We start from the raw sequence: 18,313 nt of genomic DNA, 5'->3' as shown, positions 1-18,313 counted from the left end.
TCTTAGGCTGACCGTTATGGATGTCATAACCGGTGAGGAATACGGTCCCGCAGGCCGCAGCCAAGAAGATTCACTCCACCCTGCACCCCCCGGAAGTGTCGGTGGGGGAGGCGGATCCGTCACGACCTGGCACACCATTCGCGAGGCTTCGGTCCTGACGGGCCTGCCCGAGAGCACCCTGCGCTATTACGAGTCGATCGGCATCATACCCCCCGTCGCCAGGGACCCCAGCAGCGGCCACCGGTCATATGACGATCAGGACATCGACCTGCTCATGACCATCTCCTGCCTGAGCGCCACGGGCATGTCCCTGGACGACATGAGGGAGTATCTGGCCAACCGCTCGCAGGGGCCCCGGAAGGCCGACCGCCAGATCGAGCTCCTTCGGGCCCAGGGCGACAGGCTGGACAGGCAGATGGAGCTCCTGCGCATCAGGAGGGCTTACGTTTCAGTGAAGATCGAATACTGGTCCAGGGTGGGCGGTCACGACCAGGCCGGGGCCAAGGAGGTCCTTGACCAGGGGGCAGACATCATCCAGGCGGCCCGTCGTTCGGCCGGGGCCCGTCAGGTCAGGCCTGAAAAGCGTGCAAGAAGCATGGCTATCAAGGAGGAAGCGGCATGAAAGCGGTCATATTCGAAGGCAGCGGGCAGGAGGGGGTCACCCTCAGGGAGGTCCCCAAGGCGGGCATCGAGGAGCCGACGGACGCTTTGATCAGGGTGGTCAGGGCCTGTGTCTGCGGGTCCGACCTTTGGTATTACCGGGGGCTCACCGACAAGAAGGCGGGCTCCACCCTGGGCCACGAGGCCATCGGCGTCGTCGAGGAGGTCGGTCCGGAGGTCCATGGGGCCAGGCCGGGAGACTTCGTCATCGTCCCCTTCCCCTTCAGCTGCGGCACCTGCCCCGTCTGCCGGGCCGGATTCGAATCCGGTTGCCCCAGGGGCGGCTTCTTCGGTTCTGATCCGGGCATGGGCTGCCAGGCCGAATACCTCCGCGTCCCCCTGGCGGACGGGACCCTGGTGGTGGTCCCCGGCGGGTCCGAGAGGGCGCGCGGATTCTCGGAGGAGATGTTGGACGACCTGCTCACCCTCTCCGACGTGATGGCGACGGGCTACCATGCCGCCGCTTCGGCCGAGGTCAGGCAGGGGGATACTGCCGTGGTCATCGGCGATGGGGCCGTCGGTCTGTGCGGGGTCCTGGCTGCGCGCCTGCGCGGAGCCGACAGGATCGTCGCCATGAGCCGCCACGAGGACAGGCAGCGGTTGGCCGAAGCGTTCGGCGCCACCGACATCATCCCCGAACGTGGCCAGGAGGGTGTGGACCGGGTCATGGAGCTGACGGGCGGCTACGGTGCCGATGCCATCCTTGAATGCGTCGGGTCCGCCCAGGCATTTCAGACCGCCCTTGACATCGCGCGGCCGGGGGCCATCATAGGCCGGGTCGGGGTCCCCCACGACGTGACCATCCCCCCGGACCGGACCTTCTACAAGAACATAGGGCTGCGCGGGGGTTCCGCCCCCGTGCGTTCGTACGACCTGGGCGGCCTCCTGGACCAGGTCCTGCAGGGGCAGATCCATCCCGGCCGGGTCTTCACGGCCTCCTTCGACCTGGACCATATCGGTCAGGCCTACGAGGCCATGGACCGCCGGCAGGCCATCAAGTCCCTGATCCGGGTCAGCGAGGTCTGAGGGTGACGGGCCCGCCTGGTCCCTCACTCCCGTGGCGGGTCAGTGGGCCGGGCCCTGTTCCCAACCGGCGACCAGGAAGATGCGGGTGGGATTGGCCGGCCTGGCGATTCCCCAGAGCATCCTCTTCAGAAGGCCGGTGTCGCCCAGGTAGGCCGCCCGGGTGGCCTTCTCGTAGCCGGCCCTGTCAACCAGGGCCCAATCCAGGTCCCATCCCGCGTCATGGGAGAGACGGGAGGCGAACATGCGCAGGGTCATGGCGTTGCCCGAGGGGAAGGGGTGGAGGTAGCCCAATTCGTCGTAGTAGTAGGTCAGCCGGTCGATGAAGGCGGGAAAGTCCAGGTTGGCCAGGTTCCCCTCCTCGGCCAGGCCGCTGCCGATGGCGGCCGCCCCCTGCTGGAGGAGGGCGGCCGGGAAGAAGGCATCATCCCCCTGGGCATCGGGTCCCTCCTCCTGGTCTGACCTTATTCTGCCGGCCCCTGCGCCTGTGAAGGCGAAGACCGAAGCGTGGATGGCCTGGAGTTCGCCAAGGTCGCCACTGGGCCGCCAGCCGCGCTCGCAGGTCAATATGGTGCCGGCGAAGACGGCATCGGCATACCGGTCTTTTCCTGATTCCGAAGATGCCCCCCGCTCCCGGTCCCCACCGGCTTCTCCTGACGGCTTCTGCGCTCCTGGCGCCAGCAGGGTGGGGAGGCGGGAGGCCGCTATGGCACCGGAGGTGTACCCGGCGGCGGCCTCCATGGCCTTCCCGCTGGGATCGATCCCATCCAACCGGCAGTTGCGCAGGGCAAAGGCCACCGCGCTCTCGCGCTCCGCAGGTGTCATGCCACCGATGGTACCCCATCCTGTGCAGGCCTGCCGTCCGGGCAGGGGGCTGGGTCCGGTCGTCCCCTACTCCTGCCTTCATCCGTCCCCACCGCCTTCTGAATTCTTTGTGCAACATCTCTTCCCCTCAGGTCTCACGGGGGGAGCCTTGGGTAATCTGAAGTGGTTATGACACGTATGCAGGGCTCAGACAGGGGTGGCCGGGGCGGGAAGCCGTCGGCCGATGGAGGCACCCGATCCGCCGGGACGGGTGGCTCCGGCAGGGGACAGTCGCCGGAACCCGGATGGAAGAAGTTCATCATGGCCGTGCCCAGGGCGATAGGTTCCCTGGTGCGCAGGCAGACCGGTACCGAGGGCTTCGACGAAGCCTACCGCAGGGACGGGGTCTGTTTCGTCCTGGTCATCCTGGCCATCCTCTTCTGCGCCAGTGAGTGGGTCCGGGTCACGGGGGCCTTGGGGAGGGGACTGCATCTGGCGGCATCGGGCCTTCTGGGCCTGTGCAGCGTGATCCTGCCCGTGGTCCTGCTGATCGTGGCCTACCGGCTGGTACGTTACTCCGGCAGGCAGTCGGGCAACCTGCACGTGGTCGGAGGACTCGTTCTCCTTCTCTGGTCGATCTGTTCCATACTGGATGTCCTCATGGCCTCGGACAGCCATCGGTTCGACTGGCATGCCCTGCGTCATGCGGGGGGTCTTTTCGGTTTCGTTCTGGGTTCCCCCCTCGCCTGGGGACTGTCCAAGGCCTTCGCGGTGGTCATCTTCGCCGTGGTCGCCCTCTTCGCAATCCTTCTTGTCGCACAGATCCACGTGGCGGACCTGGCCAAGTGGTTCTCCGGCAAAGCGCAGGAGGACCAGGCCGTCCGGGACGAGGGGAGGGGGAAGGAAGCGGATTTCCCCAACGAGGTTCGTGTGGCGGACGGGACCCTGGATATGGCACCGGGGGTCCCGTCGCATGATGGGGACCAAGAGGAGCATCCCCGGGGGAGGGGCCCGGTCCGTCGCTGGCTGGGCAGGCTTTTCCACCGCCGGCCCGGCGGGGGTGATGGCCGGCTGGAACACTATGAGGCTGATGACCCCTTCGACCACGCGGCCAACCTGCTTGAGGGAGGGGGGGCGGACGCCTCGTCCGACGGCCTGTATCCGCCGACCTCCGCCTACCCCTCTCAGACCGGCGAATCACATGAGGGGGAGGGCGGGACCAGCCCCATGGCCGCTCCACCCCTCCAGGCCGGTGCGGGTCAGCCCTCCCCGGGGCAGGACACCCAGGACACGCAGGAGACGGCGGTCGTCACCCGGGCGGCCCTGTCGGGCGTAGGGGCGTCTGACCCTTGGGCGGCTGCTGCTGCTGCGGCGGCCGACACCGCCCGTCTGAGCCTGGAAGAGGGTCACCAGGGCTCTGAGGGGGGTCTCGACCCAACATCAAGGAAGGCAGGGGGCGAGGTGGTCACCGGCCCGAACCTGGGTGAGGCCGCACGACCTGATGAGGACCGGCCCTATGTCCTGCCCAGCACGGACCTCCTGGTCAAGGGGAAGCCCCACGCGGTCAGGACGGAGGCCAACGACAACGTCATCCGGGCCCTTCAATCGACCTTCCGCCAGTTCGACGTGGATGCCAGGGTGGTCGGCTTCCTCCGCGGCCCCTCCGTCACCCAGTACGAGGTCGAGCTCGGCCCGGGCGTCAAGGTGGAGAAGGTAACCAATCTCCAGAAGAACATCGCTTATGCCGTGGCCAGCTCCGATGTCCGCATCCTTTCGCCCATACCGGGCAAGTCCGCCATAGGCATCGAGATTCCGAACGTGGACAGGGAGATCGTCCACCTGGGCGACGTCCTGCGCTCCGACCTGGCCAAGAACGACGACAACCCCATGCTCACCGCCGTGGGGAAGGATGTCGAGGGCCACTTCGTGACCGCCGACCTGACCAAGATGCCCCACCTCCTGGTGGCCGGTGCCACCGGGTCCGGCAAATCCAGCTTCATAAATTCCATGCTGGTCTCCATCCTCATGCGTGCCACCCCTGAACAGGTCCGCCTGATCATGGTGGATCCCAAGAGGGTGGAGCTGAGCGCCTACGCCGGGGTTCCCCACCTCCTGACGCCGATCATCACCGATCCCAAGAAGGCCGCCCAGGCCCTGGAGTGGGTGGTCAAGGAGATGGACGCCCGGTACGACGACCTCCAGTTCTTCGGGTTCCGCCATGTCAAGGACTTCAACAAGGCGGTCCGTGAGGGCAAGGTCCATGCTCCCGCCGGCTCCAACAGGAAAGTGGCCCCCTACCCCTACCTCCTGGTGGTGGTGGATGAGATGGCCGACCTGATGATGATAGCCAAGAACGACGTGGAGAGCTCCATCCAGCGGATCACCCAGCTGGCCCGTGCCGCCGGCGTCCACCTTGTCCTGGCCACCCAGCGTCCCTCGGTCGATGTGGTCACAGGCCTGATCAAGGCCAACATCCCCTCCCGCCTGGCTTTCGCCACCTCCTCTTCCACCGATTCCAGGGTCATCCTCGATTCCACAGGGGCCGAAACCCTGATAGGTCAGGGGGATGCCCTCTTCCTGCCCATGGGGCAGGCCAAACCCACCCGTGTGCAGGGGGCCTGGGTGTCGGAGTCGGAGATCCGCAAGGCCGTTGAATACGTCCGCACCCAGCGCAAGCCCCACTACCGGGAGGACATCGAGCAGATGGAGGCGACCTCTGAGGCCCGCAGCGAGGCCCAGGATGAGATCGGTGACGACATGGACGAGCTCCTCCAGGCGGCGGAACTGGTCATAACCACGCAGTTCGGTTCCACCTCCATGCTCCAGCGAAAGCTGCGTGTTGGCTTTGCCAAGGCCGGACGCCTGATGGACCTCCTTGAATCCAGGGGGATCGTCGGTCCATCCGAAGGATCCAAGGCCCGTGAGGTCCTGATCCAGCCGCCGCAGCTGGAGGAGGCCCTGTCCTTCATCAGGGGGGACAGGACCTCCATCGACCCCCCGCAGGCCGGGCCCGACGGGCAAGCGGTCGGCTGAACCCGCGTCCTGGCGGGCCTGGGTGAAGTACGGTTACAATGAAAACAAACGAGACTTCTAGGAGAAATGATGCAGAATCGGTCCGAGTCCAAGGCAGATCAGGCAGGGCGCTCCCTGCTCGAGGGTTGGAACAGTCCGCCCAATCTGGTCACCTATGCCCGGATAGCACTGGTCGTGGTCTTCATCGTCCTCGATGTCATGGCCGGCCCCTGGGGTCAGTCGGACATATCCCTGCGTTGGGCGGCGGCCATCCTCTTCATCGTGGCGGCTTCGACCGACAAATTGGACGGTTGGATGGCCCGTCGCTACAACCAGGTGACGGAGTTGGGAAAGCTGATGGATCCCATAGCCGACAAGCTCCTGATCTGCTCGGCGCTGATCATCGCCTCCATCCACGGGGAGTTCTGGTGGTGGGCGACGGCCCTCTTCCTCCTGCGTGAGATAGGGATAACCCTGATGCGCTTCCTGGTCATCGACGAGGGCGGCAGCGTCATAGCAGCCTCGCAGGCAGGCAAGTACAAGACCCTCTTCGAATGCGTGGGCCTGGCCATGCTCATGGTCCCACTCTTCGACCAATGGGCCCCCTACGCCTCCGTCTGCCAGGCGGTCATCCTCCTGGCCCTGGTCCTGTGCCTTTACTCAGGTGGGGAATACCTGGTCTCCTTCTTCAACGCGCGTAAGAGGTCCTCGGTCCCGGCCTCCGAATCAAAGCGCTGAAGGCACGGGGCGGGCCTTTCCCCCCGTCCGCGGCCGTGACGGGTACCCTGGAATTGTCTGTCGCTGTTGACGGGAGGATGGATCATGGTTGCGAGCGCTCGTGATGAAGTTGACAGGATGGCCGCGTCGGCCTTGGACCGCTGCCGCGATGCCGGCCTTTACCTGGCTGCCGCGGAGTCCTTGACCGGTGGCCTCCTGGCCGATGCCTTCGTGCGCATCCCCGGTGCCTCCGATGTGTTCCTCGGCTCGGCGGTCACCTATGACATCGCCGCCAAGGCCTCGATCCTGGGTGTGGATGCCGATCTCCTGTCATCTCAGGGGGCTGTCCATCCCAAGGTGGCTGAGCAGATGGCCATCGGCGCGGCCCGTCTTTACACGCAGAGGGGGCATGAGGGCAGGGTGATCGGCCTGTCGACGACGGGTGTGGCCGGTCCCGGGCCCGACGGCGCGGATCCGGCCGGACTGGTTTACATAGGCATCGCCCTTCCCGAAGGGATGGCCCTGGGCGACGATTCTGGGCCGACCCGTCTGGAAGGTTACCGGGCCCGCTCCCTTGAGCTTCACCTGCAGGGTGGCAGGGAGGACGTGCGGCGTGGGACCGTGGCCCAGGTCCTGGAAAGACTCGGGCTGGCACTGGCGTGACATAGTGACCTTGGTCACATTGTGCCGTTCCGCTTTCATCCAGGGGAATAATCGCGGCACCCGTGTGTTGGTCCCTGTGTAAGCAGATGGATGACTTCAGACGAAAGGGGTCGCGATGAACGGCACAGAGACCATGTTGACAAGGACTGGCGAGACCTATGACGCCGAGTCGGCTGCTCCCTCGGCTGAGTACAACGCCCGTGTGCGCGATCTGACTCCTGCGCAGCGTCGGGCCGTCATGTTCGCCCAGCAGCAGGTGCTGCGTGCGAAGGCGGCGAAGCGGGCCAAGGAAGAGCGGCAGGCCAACCTGAACAAGATGTGGATGGCGGAGGATGGCGTGGAGACCGGCAGGCAGAGGTTGAACGCTCAGGATTCCCCCTCGGCCACCCATACCGTTTCCCTGAGGGAGGCCCTGGGCCACGTCCTGCGCGAGTTGAGGACCAATGACCACAAGACCCTGCGTGAGGTGAGCGAGAAGGCCGGTGTCTCCCTGGGCTATCTCTCCGAGGTGGAGCGCGGTCAGAAGGAGGCCAGCTCCGAACTGCTGAGCTCCATAGCCGAAGCCCTGGGGATGGGGGTGCCCCAGACCCTGCGTATGGTGGCTGATTACCTGGAATCGACCCAGGAGTGAATCCGCGTGGGATATGATGTGGCATCCGCGCCCGGCCGGAGTGGTCGGGCGTTTTCCATGTCCGATCGTGTCAGACGGGGTACCCGGTCCCAGGTGGGTCGCCGGGTGAGGACAGAGGATGAGGAAGGCGGTTGAGGGCGGTGCGCGAGAGGGAGTTCTGGCAGTTGCTGGAGGAAGTCTTCGGCAGGGTCTACGGGCGCAGCCTGGCCCGCGACCAGCGCCTGAGGGACCTGGATTCCATGACGGTCGTCGAGGCCCTTGACAGGGGTGTGGAGCCAAGGGTGGTCTGGAACGTTCTGTGCGATCAGATGGATGTGCCGGACTCCCGCCGTTGGGGGAAGGACCACAACGCTCCCCCCATGCCCGCGGCCTGACGTGATTGCGCCCGTTGCACGAGGGACCGGGCGTTCGAACATTTGTTCGCATGAGCTAGTACAATGACGATATGGACACGGTCGGGGCCTTGGAACCGCATCGGATGTGGATGGCAGGGCCTGTTCGACCACCAGACGGATGATATGGACGCTGCGGGGTCACGGTCGATTACCGTGGTCAGTATCGCTTCACTTCAAAGAAGGAGAGCCAGATGGCACGACAGAGCAACGGCGGCAAGGCGAAGAAGGAGGATTCCGAGGGAATCGATCCGCGTCGTGAGGCCGCTTTGAACACCGCACTGGCGCAGGTGGAGAAGAGCTTCGGCAAGGGTTCGGCCATGCGTCTGGGAGACAAGCCCCCGCAGGATGTGGAGGTGATTCCCACGGGATCCCTGGCACTGGACATGGCCCTGGGCATCGGTGGCCTGCCGAGGGGGAGGATAGTCGAGATCTATGGGCCGGAGTCTTCAGGCAAGACCACACTGGCCCTCCATGCCGTGGCGAATGCCCAAGCCAACGGGGGTGTCGCTGCCTTCATCGACGCCGAACACGCCCTGGACCCTGATTACGCCCGAAAACTGGGCGTGGACACGGACTCCCTGATCGTCTCCCAGCCCGATAACGGAGAACAGGCCTTGGAGATAGCCGACATGTTGATCCGTTCCGGCGCCCTGGATGTCATCGTCATCGACTCGGTCGCCGCCCTGGTGCCCAAGGCGGAGATCGAAGGTGACATGGGCGACAGCCATGTGGGTCTGCAGGCCAGGTTGATGAGCCAGGCCCTGCGCAAGATGACGGGGGCCCTTTCCCAGGCCAACACGACGGCCATCTTCATCAACCAGCTCAGGGAGAAGATAGGCGTCTTCTTCGGCAGCCCCGAAACGACCACCGGCGGCAAGGCGCTCAAGTTCTATGCCTCCGTCCGCCTGGACATCCGCCGCATCCAGACCCTGAAAAACGGGGATGAGGCCGTGGGGAACCGGACCAAGGTCAAGGTGGTCAAGAACAAGATGGCCCCGCCCTTCAAGGTCGCCGAATTCGACATCCTGTACGGCGAAGGGATATCCAAGGAAGGGTCCGTTCTCGATATGGCCCTTCAGACCAACATCATCAAGAAGTCCGGCTCCTGGTTCACCTACGAGGGCGATCAGCTGGGCCAGGGCAGGGAGAACGTCCGCCAGTTCCTCAAGGACAACCCCGAACTGACGAGGGAGATCGAGAACAAGGTCAAGGCTGCCTTCGGCCTCAAGCCCGACGATCCTCAGGAGGACGATGAGGGGGAGACCGACAAGGGTTCCGATTCCCGGGCGGAGACGGCGGGGACAGCCGACAAGACCCCTGACAGGGAGCCTGTCGCCGCTGCACAGGCCGCATGATAGACGCAGAATCCTTCTTGGCTTCGAACCCGCCCCGGAGGCGGGTGGAGGAACAGGCGGATGGGGATGGGCTCCAGGAGGCCGATCCGGGCGACCCGGAACGGGCGGAGAAGGAAGGTCCGCACGGCCGCCGGCCAAGAAGGTCAGGCGGACGAAGGGGCAGGATTCCTCGACCTGGTGGATTCGGCCTGGCTTCTTCGTCCGGGGAAGGTCAGCACAGGGATGATGCGGATGACCCCGTCGCATGCAGGGAGGCCGCCCTCACCCTTCTGGATGCCGCCGCCCGATCGAGTGGTGCCCTGGCGGAGCGCCTGAGGAAGAAGGGTTTCCAGAGCCAGGTCGTTGATGATGTGATTGACCGTCTGCTCCAGGTGGGCCTCCTGGATGACCGCTCATATGCCGAGGACCTCCTCCGCTCCTGTCTCGGTCGGGATATGGGGGAGAGGGGGGCCTTGAACGAAATGACCAGGAAGGGTCTGCCACGGTCCCTGGCCCAGGAGGTCGTGGCCCAGGCCGCCGGGGAGGGCCTCTTCATAGACTCCGCCTACGAGCTGGGCCGTAAGGTGGCGGCCAAGACCAGGGGATTGGACATGCAGGTGAGGCGTCGCCGCCTTTGGGGTGCCGGGGGCCGCAAGGGCCACGATCCTGGTCTTCTTTCCCAGGTGGCTGCAGACGTGTTCGGCAGTGGGGATCCCCTCGATTGAATCCTCTTTCCCTTCGGGATTTCGAGGGGAAAGAGGGGGAAAATGAAAGTGAGACCCCCGTATACCCCGGGTTCTGTCGTCCGCCCGGCCGGGGCCGGACAGACGGGTGGCCATCCATCTCGACCTGGCGTTGCCGCCAGGCTCTAGCGGCCTACCCGAAGACGGGACGAGCAGCCCCTGAATGTCTTCTGCTTGGCCTTGCTCCCGATGAGGCTTGCCATGCGACCGCTGTCACCAGCGGCCCGGTGGTCTCTTACACCGCCGTTTCACCCTTACCCGTCGCATGGGCGGGCGGTCTGTTCTCTGTTGCGCTTTCTCTCAGGTCGCCCTGGGCGGACGTTATCCGCCATCGTGCTCTGTGGAGCCCGGAAGTTCCTCAACGGTCCGAAAGGGACCGTCGCGGCCACCAGGGGGTCTCAGCTCAGACAGTTTACCTCATGCGGTCAGCGGCGTGTCACAGGATCGTCCCTTCCCGGGCCTGACGGCGGAGGCACCGGGGGAGGACGACGATATGTCCGGCAGGTTCACCTTCTGGTCCGACCCTGCCGGCGGTGGCACCGGGGGAGGACACCCGTCGGGCCGGCCCTCGCGTGAGTCACCCCATCCATCAGTTACAATCGAAAGAGGAGGTCGAAGGTGACTGCGGTCGCCCGGCTTCCGGCGGGTATCCGCTCAAACTACACAAGGAGGTCCCCATGGAGATCGTCATTACCGGACGTCACACCGAGGTCAAGCAGAAGTTCCGTGATGTCGTCGAGAGCAAGATGAACCGGGTGACGGCCATTGCCCCGGATGCCCAACGCATCCAGGTGGTTCTGACCCATGAGGGCAATCCGCGCCAGGCAGACAGCGCCAAGCGGGTCGAGCTGACCATGTTGGCAGGGAAGACCGTCGTGCGGGCAGAGGCCTCCAGCGCGGATGAATTCAGCGCCCTCGACATGGCCCTGGACAAGTTGACCCAGCGTCTGCGCCGTGCCAGGGACCGTCGCAAGGATCACCGCCGTGGCCTGGACCATGCCCCCCAGCCCATGGACTTCCCCCCGGTGGAGAATGAGGTGGAGGTCAAGGGCGATTTCGAGAACCCCGACAACAGCGCACAGACTGCCGTGGCCTCCGATTTGGAGCCTGGCCAGTCGGTGGAGGTCCAGGTGGGTGACACCCCCATCGTCATCCGCCGCAAGCTGCACATCGCCGAGCCCATGAGCATCGATGAGGCCCTCTATGAGATGGAACTGATCGGACACGATTTCTTCCTCTTCGTCAACAAGGAGACGGGCCGTCCCTCGGTGGTCTACCGCCGGCACGGGTGGAGCTACGGGGTCTTTGAAATCGATACACCCGAAAACGTCAACAAGACGGTGAAGAACGGCAAGTGAGCCGATGATCCGGGTGCAGGACCCGGGGCCTGGCGGCGGATGGGGCCCCGGGCCCGACCCTGTCACCTGGTTGAAGGTCTGTCATGGCTGAGTTTCGCAGGTCCGGTCCTGCCGGGGAATCCGGCACGGAGGGCCTGGCTTGACATGATGGCAGTCCGGGGGTGGGCCGAAAATCCCCGGATACAGGTAATATGGTCACAGTCTGGGCCGACCCAGCTCAAGGGTGCAAAGGGCTGGAGTCATCGTGGAATACATAGGGAGCGCAACGTGGTAGCAGTCTTGGACAAAATCCTTCGTATGGGTGAGGGACGTCAGCTTCGCAAACTGCAGGGAGTCGCCCAGAAGGTGAACGCCCTGGAAGATGACATCTCGGGTATGAGCGACGAGGAGCTCAAGGGGCAGACGCCGAAGTTCAAGCAGCGGCTTGAAAACGGCGAGTCCCTGGACTCGCTTATGCCGGAGGCCTTCGCAACGGTCCGTGAGGTGTCCAAGAGGACCCTGGGCCAGCGGCACTTCGACGTGCAGCTGATGGGAGGGGCCGCCCTCCACTGGGGCAACATAGCCGAGATGAAGACGGGCGAGGGCAAGACCCTGGTCGCCACGCTCCCCAGCTACCTGAACGCCTTGGAGGGCAAGGGAGTGCATGTGGTCACGGTCAACGACTACCTGGCCTCCTACCAGAGCGAGCTCATGGGGCGCATCTACCGCTTCCTGGGCATGAGCGTGGGCTGCATCATAACCGACCAGAAGCCCGCCGAGCGCCGCAAGCAGTACCAGGCCGACATCACTTACGGCACCAACAATGAGTTCGGATTCGACTACCTGCGTGACAACATGGCCTGGGACAAGTCGGAACTGGTCCAGAGGGGCCACCACTACGCCATCGTCGACGAGGTGGACTCCATCCTGATCGACGAGGCCAGGACCCCGCTGATCATCTCGGGTCCGGCCGAGGGCGACGTGACCCGCTGGTACCGGCAGTTCGCGAAGTTGGTTCCCAAACTCAACAGGGATGAGGACTACGAGGTCGACGAGAAGAAGAAGGTCGTTGGCATCCTGGATCCAGGCATCACAAAGGTCGAGGACTACCTGGGCATCGATAACCTGTACGAGCCCGACAACACGGCCCTGATCGGCTACCTGAACAACGCCATCAAGGCCAAGGAGCTCTTCATCCGCGACAGGGACTATGTGGTCCAGGGCGGCGAGGTCCTCATCGTCGACGAGCACACCGGCCGTCTCCTGCCCGGCCGTCGGTACAACGAAGGCCTGCACCAGGCCATCGAGGCGAAGGAAGGGGTCGAGGTCAAGGCGGAAAACCAGACCTTCGCCACCATCACCCTGCAGAACTACTTCCGCATGTACGACAAGCTGGCGGGCATGACGGGCACGGCCGAGACCGAGGCCGCCGAGTTCATGAACACCTACAAGCTGGGCGTGCTTCCGATTCCGACCAACAAGCCCATGATCCGCAAGGACCAGACCGACCTGGTCTATCGCACGAAGAAGGAGAAGCTGACGGCAATCGTCAAGGATGTGGCCCGCCGCCACGCCAAGGGGCAGCCGATCCTCCTGGGCACGGCATCGGTCGAATCCTCCGAGGTCGTCTCCACCCTCCTGGACATCGCGGGAATCGACCACCAGGTGCTGAACGCCAAGCAGCATGAGCGCGAGGCTTCCGTGGTCGCCGTGGCAGGCCGCAAGGGGGCCGTGACGGTGGCAACCAACATGGCCGGCCGAGGCACCGACATCATGCTGGGCGGCAACGTGGAATTCCTGGCCGATCAGAAGCTCAAGCAGGAGGGGTATTCCCCCGATGACACCCCTGAGGAGTATGAGAAGCGCTGGCCTTCGATGCTCAACCAGGTCAAGGAGCAGGTCAAGGAGGAGCACGAGCAGGTGGTCGAGGCGGGCGGCCTGTATGTGCTGGGCACCGAACGCCATGAGTCCCGCCGCATCGACAATCAGCTGCGCGGACGTTCCGGCCGCCAGGGCGACCCGGGTGAATCCCGCTTCTACCTGAGTCTGGAGGATGACCTGATGAGGCTCTTCAGCACCCAGATGGTCGCCCGGATCATGTCCTCCAGTTACCCCGAAGGGGAGCCCATCGATTCCAAGGTCGTATCCAAGACCGTCAGGAACGCGCAGAAGACCGTGGAATCCCGCAATTACGAAATCCGCAAGAACGTCCTCAAGTACGACGACGTGATGAACAAGCAGCGTCAGGTCATCTACTCGGAGCGTCAGGCCGTCCTCCAGGGGGAGGACATCAGCAAGGACGTCAGGCGGTTCATCAGCGAGACCATCCGCTCCTACATCCAGGGTGCCTGCAAGGGGTCCGACAAGCCGGCCGAGTGGGACATGGACGGCCTCTGGAAGGCCCTGAAGAGCGTCTATCCGATTACCCTGGACCAGGACAAGGCCCTGGAATCGCTGGACAAGCTCAAGGGGGAGAAGGCCATCGACGCCCTCCTCGACCAGGTGGTAGATGACGCGGACGAAGCCTATGCAAAGCGGGAGGAGAAACTGGGCGAACCCGGCATGCGAAAGCTGGAGCGTCAGGTCGTCCTCTCGGTCCTGGACAGCAAGTGGCGCGAGCACCTCTATGAGATGGACTACCTCAAGGACGGGATCGGCCTGCGCGGCATGGGTCAGCGCGACCCCCTGGTGGAGTACCAACGCGAAGGCTATCAGATGTTCAACTCCATGATCGATGCCATCAAGGAGGAGAGCGTTCAGCTCCTCTTCAACGTCGACCTGGACCAGATCGCCGCCAGCCAGGAGGCGGAGGAGCGCAACCTGCGCGAAGAGGATGAGGGTTCGCAGGCGGAGGTGAACTACCAGGCTCCGAGCGATCCTGATGCCGAGGACGAGAACGCCGATGTGGACGCAGCGGCCGACGAGAAGGCGGAGGCCGACGCCACCGGGGAGGACATCACACAAATCGAGGACAGGGATGCGGAGTCGGGCATCGCCTCCTCCGAAGAGGAATCCGGCTCGGTGGACATCCAGGAGGAAGAAGTCAGCGAGGCGGCGGGAATCGTCGGCCCCGAACCCATGAGCCATGCGGAGGGCAAGGTGCCCGCCAGCAAGAGGCCCAAGGCCGAGGAGGAGCATTCCCCCTGGTCCGATGGCCGCACCTTCCCCGGCACCCCCAGGAACGCCCCCTGCCCCTGCGGGTCGGGCCGCAAGTACAAGATGTGCCACGGGCAGAACGAGCACTGAGCCAGGGCGGCATCCTGACCGTTGAACGATGATGGGGCGGGACCCTCTCCGGGTCCCGCCCCATCATCGTGTCGGTCCCTCCCGCCTGGGAAGATGCCGGTCCCTCAGCGGCGGAAGTGCTTGTCGTCATCGAAGAGACCGCTGGAAGGGTCCCTGAAGTTCTTCCTGCCGGTGATCAACCCTGTGACCCCGACGAGGAGGCAGAAGGCGCCGATCGAACCGAGCAGCATGCCCCAGGAAGGGATGAGCAGGCTGGCCAGGAGGCCTGCCGCCCCCAGGACCGTGAGCGCGATGAAAAGGAGCCTCGAGCGGCGCAGATTGCTCAGATCAGGATTCGGCGGTGTGAAATCAGATGACTGGTCCATGACCCTGTCCACATCCAGCCAGCTGGATTCGAAGTCCCTTGGACCATGGCCGCCCCCACCGACGAAGGAGTCGCCTTCAAGGTCTTTCACGTCGAATTGGGACTTTTTGGACTCACGGCGCTCCCTCCTCCGGGCCTTGCGCTCGAACCTTCTGGCCGTCCCCGAGGAGGCCACGGATCCCAGGTCATCCTGATGGGACTTCACGAAGTCCTCCCAGGATCCGTCCGAGGGGCCGTCGCCGGTCTCCTCCCTGTTTGTATACTGGTCACCGGCCTTGTCATCGTCATGCTGGGTCATGGGTACAATCGTAATCTGGCCGGATGCCATCCGCCACCAAGGAGTCGTCGTGCTGTATTGGTTCTTCGTCAAGTTGCTCGGCCCGCTGGCACGTCACTGGTTCAAACCCACCCCGGTGGGGCTGGAGAACATACCGAAGACCGGTGCGGCCATCATCGCTTCCAACCATCTGGCCGTCATCGATGATGCCCTCCTGCCCCTGGTCAGCCCCAGGATGATCCATTTCATGGGCAAGGCCGAGTACTTCAACGGTCATGGGATCAAGGGCTGGTTCAAAAAGTGGTGGTTCACCTCGGTGGGTGTCTTCCCTGTGGACCGCTCCGGGGGCTCCAAGTCCCTGGGAGCCTTGGAGACGGCCCGCCACCTGCTGGAGAAGGGGGACGTGTTCGGCATCCACCCGGAGGGGACCAGGAGCCCGGACGGCCGCCTCTACCGGGGGCACACCGGGGTTGCCCGTCTGGCCTTCGAGACAGGGACGACGATCGTTCCTGCTGCCATCATCGGTTCCCGCCAGCTTCAGGAGCCCGGCAGGGTCATACCGCACAAGGGGAGGACCACCGTCATCTTCGGCAAGCCCATACCCGTCCCCAAGCTCCCTGTGAACACGCTGACCCACGAGGAGGTCCGCAACCTGACGGACAGGGTCATGCAGGCCATACAGGAGATGAGCGGGCAGCAGTATGTGGATGTATACGCCCAGGTGGTCAAAAAGGGCGGAAAGACCGGTCAGGACCAGGTCTGACCAGGTCTGAGCAGGGTCTGTAGCGATTCTCCTGGCCGGGGGTTTGGATTGGTTTCAGACGACGGTGAGGGTGACAACGCTGGGGTCGCCGTTCCCGTTGAGCACCTGGACCTTCGTGCCGGCGGGCGGGTCCTGGAAGCGGACCGTGTGGGTGAAGTTGCCCAGGGGGGCGGAAATCTTGACTTCGAGCCCCAGGCCCTTCAGTATCCGTGTAGCCTCGTCCTGGCTCTTTCCTTCGACCTTGGGCATCACGACCGTCTGAGGACCCTTGGAGACCGTGACCTCCACCTGGTCGCCCCAGTGGAGGTCGGCATCGGCGGGCTGCGAACTGGATATGACCTTGCCGGCCTCCACCTTGTCCGACCAATCCTCCTTGTATTCGGCCTTGAGATGCACGGCCTTGAGGGCCGCATCGGCGTTCTCCCGGGTCTGCCCGACTATGTCGGGCATGGTCACGGGCATCTTCCCCTTGGACAGCCTGACCCTGACCTCGCTGTCGTGTCTGGCGGTCGTGCCCGGGGCGGGATCCACTGAAATCGCCGCCCCCTCGGGCACATCCATGGAGTATTCGTCCTCGGCGCCCTGATGGATCACCCTGTCGAACCCGGCTCGTTTCAGGGCGGCCAGGGGGTCCCTGCCGTTGTCCGTGTCCGCTTTGAGGATGTCGGAGGGAATCGTGGCCTGACGGGGGCCTTTGGAGACGGAGACGGACAGGCGCCCGCCCCTCTTGGTGATTTTCGCGCCCACCTGGTCGGGGTCAGAGGAGACGATCTTCCCCTTGGGCTGGTTGTCATCGAAGACGTAGGTCGTCTTCACCTCTATGCCGGCAACTTTCAACGTGCTCTGGTAGCGGCTGAAGTCGGCCCCGGCCAGACTGCAGGGTGAGCCGGTCTTGCAGGAGATGTCGTCCGGGCGGGGGAGGGTCAGATAGCTGCCCGGCCCGAGGAAGTACCACCAAGACCCCCCTCCTACTCCTGCCACCAGGAGGATGACGAGGACCAGGATGAGGGGGAGGAGGTGTCGTTTCTTCTTCGCCGTCGTCTGCCCGGCGGGGATGAGGGCAGCGGCAGGACGGTCTGCACTCCGCTCACGGTTCCAGGGGGCGGGGGGTTGTGAATCAGCCTGCGGGACGCTTCCCGGCAGGTCTCTGCCAGGTTGGATCACCTGGGTTTGGTCGGCTGAGGAGGGACCGCCATGGGTGGTGAGTGCGTAGCGTCTGGTGTCAGAACCGGAGCCGGCGCCGCCGGGCATGGTCCGGGTCATGGCAGAGGTCCCTGTCTTGTCGGGGTCCGAACCCTGCATCAGGGTGACCTTGTCTGGAGCGGCACCGTCTTCGGTCTGCCCGGCCGATGCGAGTGGCGGGTTGGCGGCCCCTGCCAGGGCCGGGGGGGTGGAAGGTCCGGTTGGGTATCGGTCTTCTGACCCCCCCTCCCGGTCCCCCCTCCGGGCCTGTCGCAAGGAGAGGTCGGACTGGCTCAGGTCAGCCCTCACATCCTCAAGCTCCTTGAGGGCGGCTGCGGCGTCTTCGGGGCGTTCTCCGGGGTCGCGGCTGACCAGCCGGTCGATGAAATGCGAAATCTCCGGATTGATACCCGGGCAGGTGGCGACCAGGGAGGGCACATCCTGATGGACGTGTTTGAAGACGATGGTGACCGGGTTCTCGCTGGTGAAGGGGACGTCTCCCGTCAGCATCTCATAGGCCAGGATGCCTACGGCGTAGAGGTCGCTGCGTGGGGTCGCCAGATTGTTCTCGATGGTCTCCGGGGCCAGGTATGCGGCCGTCCCCAAGAGCATCCCGGTCGTTGACAGGGTCGCCTGCGAGGCGGCACGGGCCAGTCCGAAGTCGGTGATTTCGACGTGTCCCCGGTCGTTGATCAGGATGTTCTCCGGCTTGATGTCGCGGTGGATCACACCCGCCCGGTGGGCAGAAGCCAGGCCGTCCAGTATCTCGGCCGTGATGCGCAGGGTCTCCTTGACGCTGAAGGTGCCCTGTTCGTTCATTTCGCGTCGGAGGTTCACCCCGTGCACGTACTCCATGACCAGGTAATCCAGCCCTTGGTACTGGCCGGTGTCGTAGACCTGGACGATGTGGGGGTTGGCTATGGCGGCGGCGGATCTGGCCTCGCGCCGGAAACGCTCCTCGAACTGCTCACGGTGGGGGCCCTGAGCAAGCTGGGTGTGCATGACCTTGACGGCTACATGGCGGGAGAGGCGTTGATCGATGGCCTCATAGACGCTGGCCATCCCGCCTTCCGCTATCTTGCCTACGACGAGGTACCGGCCGTCTATGACCTGCCCCCCGTTCGCGCCCGCCGCTTCACTCATGCTTGTATGTCATGGCCTT

Annotated in this window: 15 protein-coding genes and 1 other RNA gene; 12 read left to right on the top strand and 4 right to left on the bottom strand. The window is 64.5% G+C overall.

Going from position 1 to position 18,313, the window contains the following annotated elements; translation table 11 throughout:
* The first annotated feature begins 16 nt into the window (after positions 1-16).
* Entirely contained in the window at positions 17-622 is a 606-nt protein-coding gene (locus tag V6584_RS04850) for a MerR family transcriptional regulator (protein WP_340469337.1), read from the top strand.
* Positions 619-1,686: a zinc-dependent alcohol dehydrogenase family protein gene (locus V6584_RS04845; protein WP_340469336.1), complete on the top strand. Its 1,068-nt coding sequence runs from the start codon at positions 619-621 to the stop codon at positions 1,684-1,686. Before V6584_RS04850 ends, V6584_RS04845 begins: the two co-directional genes overlap by 4 nt.
* Positions 1,687-1,725: 39 nt before the next feature.
* Here the strand turns inward: V6584_RS04845 and V6584_RS04840 are convergent, their stop codons facing one another.
* Complete coding sequence (locus V6584_RS04840; protein ID WP_340469335.1) at positions 1,726-2,508, bottom strand: Fic family protein; 783 nt, start codon at positions 2,506-2,508, stop codon at positions 1,726-1,728.
* Positions 2,509-2,676: 168 nt separating this feature from the next.
* Here V6584_RS04840 and V6584_RS04835 point away from each other — a divergent pair, with 168 nt between their 5' ends.
* The 7 genes from V6584_RS04835 to V6584_RS04805 all read left to right on the top strand — a co-directional run bounded on the left by V6584_RS04835 (position 2,677) and on the right by V6584_RS04805 (position 9,964).
* On the top strand, positions 2,677-5,520 hold the full coding sequence (locus tag V6584_RS04835) for an FtsK/SpoIIIE family DNA translocase (RefSeq protein WP_404802599.1): 2,844 nt from the start codon (positions 2,677-2,679) through the stop codon (positions 5,518-5,520).
* A 69-nt stretch (positions 5,521-5,589) separates the two neighbouring features.
* Entirely contained in the window at positions 5,590-6,237 is a 648-nt protein-coding gene (gene pgsA, locus V6584_RS04830; protein WP_340469753.1) for a CDP-diacylglycerol--glycerol-3-phosphate 3-phosphatidyltransferase, read from the top strand.
* An 84-nt stretch (positions 6,238-6,321) separates the two neighbouring features.
* The gene (locus V6584_RS04825; protein WP_404802598.1) at positions 6,322-6,879 is read left to right on the top strand and encodes a CinA family protein; all 558 of its coding nucleotides are present in this window, start codon (positions 6,322-6,324) and stop codon (positions 6,877-6,879) included.
* Between the two features lie 115 nt (positions 6,880-6,994).
* Positions 6,995-7,510 carry a helix-turn-helix domain-containing protein gene (locus tag V6584_RS04820; protein ID WP_404802597.1) on the top strand — a complete coding sequence of 172 codons (516 nt, stop codon included), beginning with the start codon at positions 6,995-6,997 and terminating at the stop codon, positions 7,508-7,510.
* 140 nt (positions 7,511-7,650) lie between these two features.
* On the top strand, positions 7,651-7,884 hold the full coding sequence (locus tag V6584_RS04815; RefSeq protein ID WP_340469332.1) for a DUF3046 domain-containing protein: 234 nt from the start codon (positions 7,651-7,653) through the stop codon (positions 7,882-7,884).
* A 212-nt stretch (positions 7,885-8,096) separates the two neighbouring features.
* A complete protein-coding gene (gene recA / locus V6584_RS04810) occupies positions 8,097-9,260 on the top strand; it encodes a recombinase RecA (RefSeq protein ID WP_340469331.1) in 1,164 nt (387 codons plus the stop codon).
* On the top strand, positions 9,257-9,964 hold the full coding sequence (locus V6584_RS04805) for a regulatory protein RecX (protein WP_340469329.1): 708 nt from the start codon (positions 9,257-9,259) through the stop codon (positions 9,962-9,964). The genes recA and V6584_RS04805 overlap by 4 nt, the downstream gene beginning before the upstream one ends.
* A gap of 45 nt (positions 9,965-10,009) precedes the next feature.
* On the opposite strand, the gene rnpB is transcribed toward V6584_RS04805, so the two are convergent.
* An RNA gene (gene rnpB / locus V6584_RS04800) (RNase P RNA component class A) lies at positions 10,010-10,383 on the bottom strand.
* Positions 10,384-10,659: 276 nt separating this feature from the next.
* Between rnpB and hpf the strand changes: the two genes are divergently transcribed.
* Both hpf and secA read left to right on the top strand, forming a co-directional pair.
* Complete coding sequence (gene hpf / locus V6584_RS04795; protein WP_340469327.1) at positions 10,660-11,340, top strand: ribosome hibernation-promoting factor, HPF/YfiA family; 681 nt, start codon at positions 10,660-10,662, stop codon at positions 11,338-11,340.
* A 267-nt stretch (positions 11,341-11,607) separates the two neighbouring features.
* Positions 11,608-14,565: a preprotein translocase subunit SecA gene (secA, locus tag V6584_RS04790; protein ID WP_340469326.1), complete on the top strand. Its 2,958-nt coding sequence runs from the start codon at positions 11,608-11,610 to the stop codon at positions 14,563-14,565.
* A 104-nt stretch (positions 14,566-14,669) separates the two neighbouring features.
* On the opposite strand, the gene V6584_RS04785 is transcribed toward secA, so the two are convergent.
* On the bottom strand, positions 14,670-15,227 hold the full coding sequence (locus V6584_RS04785; RefSeq protein ID WP_340469324.1) for a hypothetical protein: 558 nt from the start codon (positions 15,225-15,227) through the stop codon (positions 14,670-14,672).
* Positions 15,228-15,276: 49 nt separating this feature from the next.
* On the opposite strand from V6584_RS04785, the gene V6584_RS04780 reads away from it, so the two are divergent.
* A complete protein-coding gene (locus tag V6584_RS04780) occupies positions 15,277-15,969 on the top strand; it encodes a lysophospholipid acyltransferase family protein (protein WP_340469748.1) in 693 nt (230 codons plus the stop codon).
* 54 nt (positions 15,970-16,023) lie between these two features.
* Here the strand turns inward: V6584_RS04780 and V6584_RS04775 are convergent, their stop codons facing one another.
* The gene (locus V6584_RS04775) at positions 16,024-18,294 is read right to left on the bottom strand and encodes a protein kinase domain-containing protein (RefSeq protein WP_340469323.1); all 2,271 of its coding nucleotides are present in this window, start codon (positions 18,292-18,294) and stop codon (positions 16,024-16,026) included.
* Positions 18,295-18,313: the final 19 nt, after the last annotated feature.

Origin of the sequence: Bifidobacterium favimelis, from assembly GCF_037963085.1 — a bacterium.
Taxonomy (GTDB): Bacteria; Actinomycetota; Actinomycetes; order Actinomycetales; family Bifidobacteriaceae; genus Bombiscardovia; species Bombiscardovia favimelis.
Note: the sequence above shows the minus strand (reverse complement) of the source record. Positions and strands in the feature narration are given on the sequence as shown.

What these genes read in the sequence shown, in the direction of transcription:
- V6584_RS04775 (WP_340469323.1), bottom strand. Translation starts at nt 18,294, where the DNA reads ATGAGTGAAGCGGCGGGCGCGAACGGGGGGCAGGTCATAGACGGCCGG.
- V6584_RS04835 (WP_404802599.1), top strand. Translation starts at nt 2,677, where the DNA reads ATGACACGTATGCAGGGCTCAGACAGGGGTGGCCGGGGCGGGAAGCCG.
- hpf (WP_340469327.1), top strand. Translation starts at nt 10,660, where the DNA reads ATGGAGATCGTCATTACCGGACGTCACACCGAGGTCAAGCAGAAGTTC.
- V6584_RS04850 (WP_340469337.1), top strand. Translation starts at nt 17, where the DNA reads ATGGATGTCATAACCGGTGAGGAATACGGTCCCGCAGGCCGCAGCCAA.
- V6584_RS04805 (WP_340469329.1), top strand. Translation starts at nt 9,257, where the DNA reads ATGATAGACGCAGAATCCTTCTTGGCTTCGAACCCGCCCCGGAGGCGG.
- V6584_RS04845 (WP_340469336.1), top strand. Translation starts at nt 619, where the DNA reads ATGAAAGCGGTCATATTCGAAGGCAGCGGGCAGGAGGGGGTCACCCTC.
- recA (WP_340469331.1), top strand. Translation starts at nt 8,097, where the DNA reads ATGGCACGACAGAGCAACGGCGGCAAGGCGAAGAAGGAGGATTCCGAG.
- V6584_RS04825 (WP_404802598.1), top strand. Translation starts at nt 6,322, where the DNA reads ATGGTTGCGAGCGCTCGTGATGAAGTTGACAGGATGGCCGCGTCGGCC.
- V6584_RS04785 (WP_340469324.1), bottom strand. Translation starts at nt 15,227, where the DNA reads ATGACCCAGCATGACGATGACAAGGCCGGTGACCAGTATACAAACAGG.
- V6584_RS04840 (WP_340469335.1), bottom strand. Translation starts at nt 2,508, where the DNA reads ATGACACCTGCGGAGCGCGAGAGCGCGGTGGCCTTTGCCCTGCGCAAC.
- pgsA (WP_340469753.1), top strand. Translation starts at nt 5,590, where the DNA reads ATGCAGAATCGGTCCGAGTCCAAGGCAGATCAGGCAGGGCGCTCCCTG.
- V6584_RS04820 (WP_404802597.1), top strand. Translation starts at nt 6,995, where the DNA reads ATGAACGGCACAGAGACCATGTTGACAAGGACTGGCGAGACCTATGAC.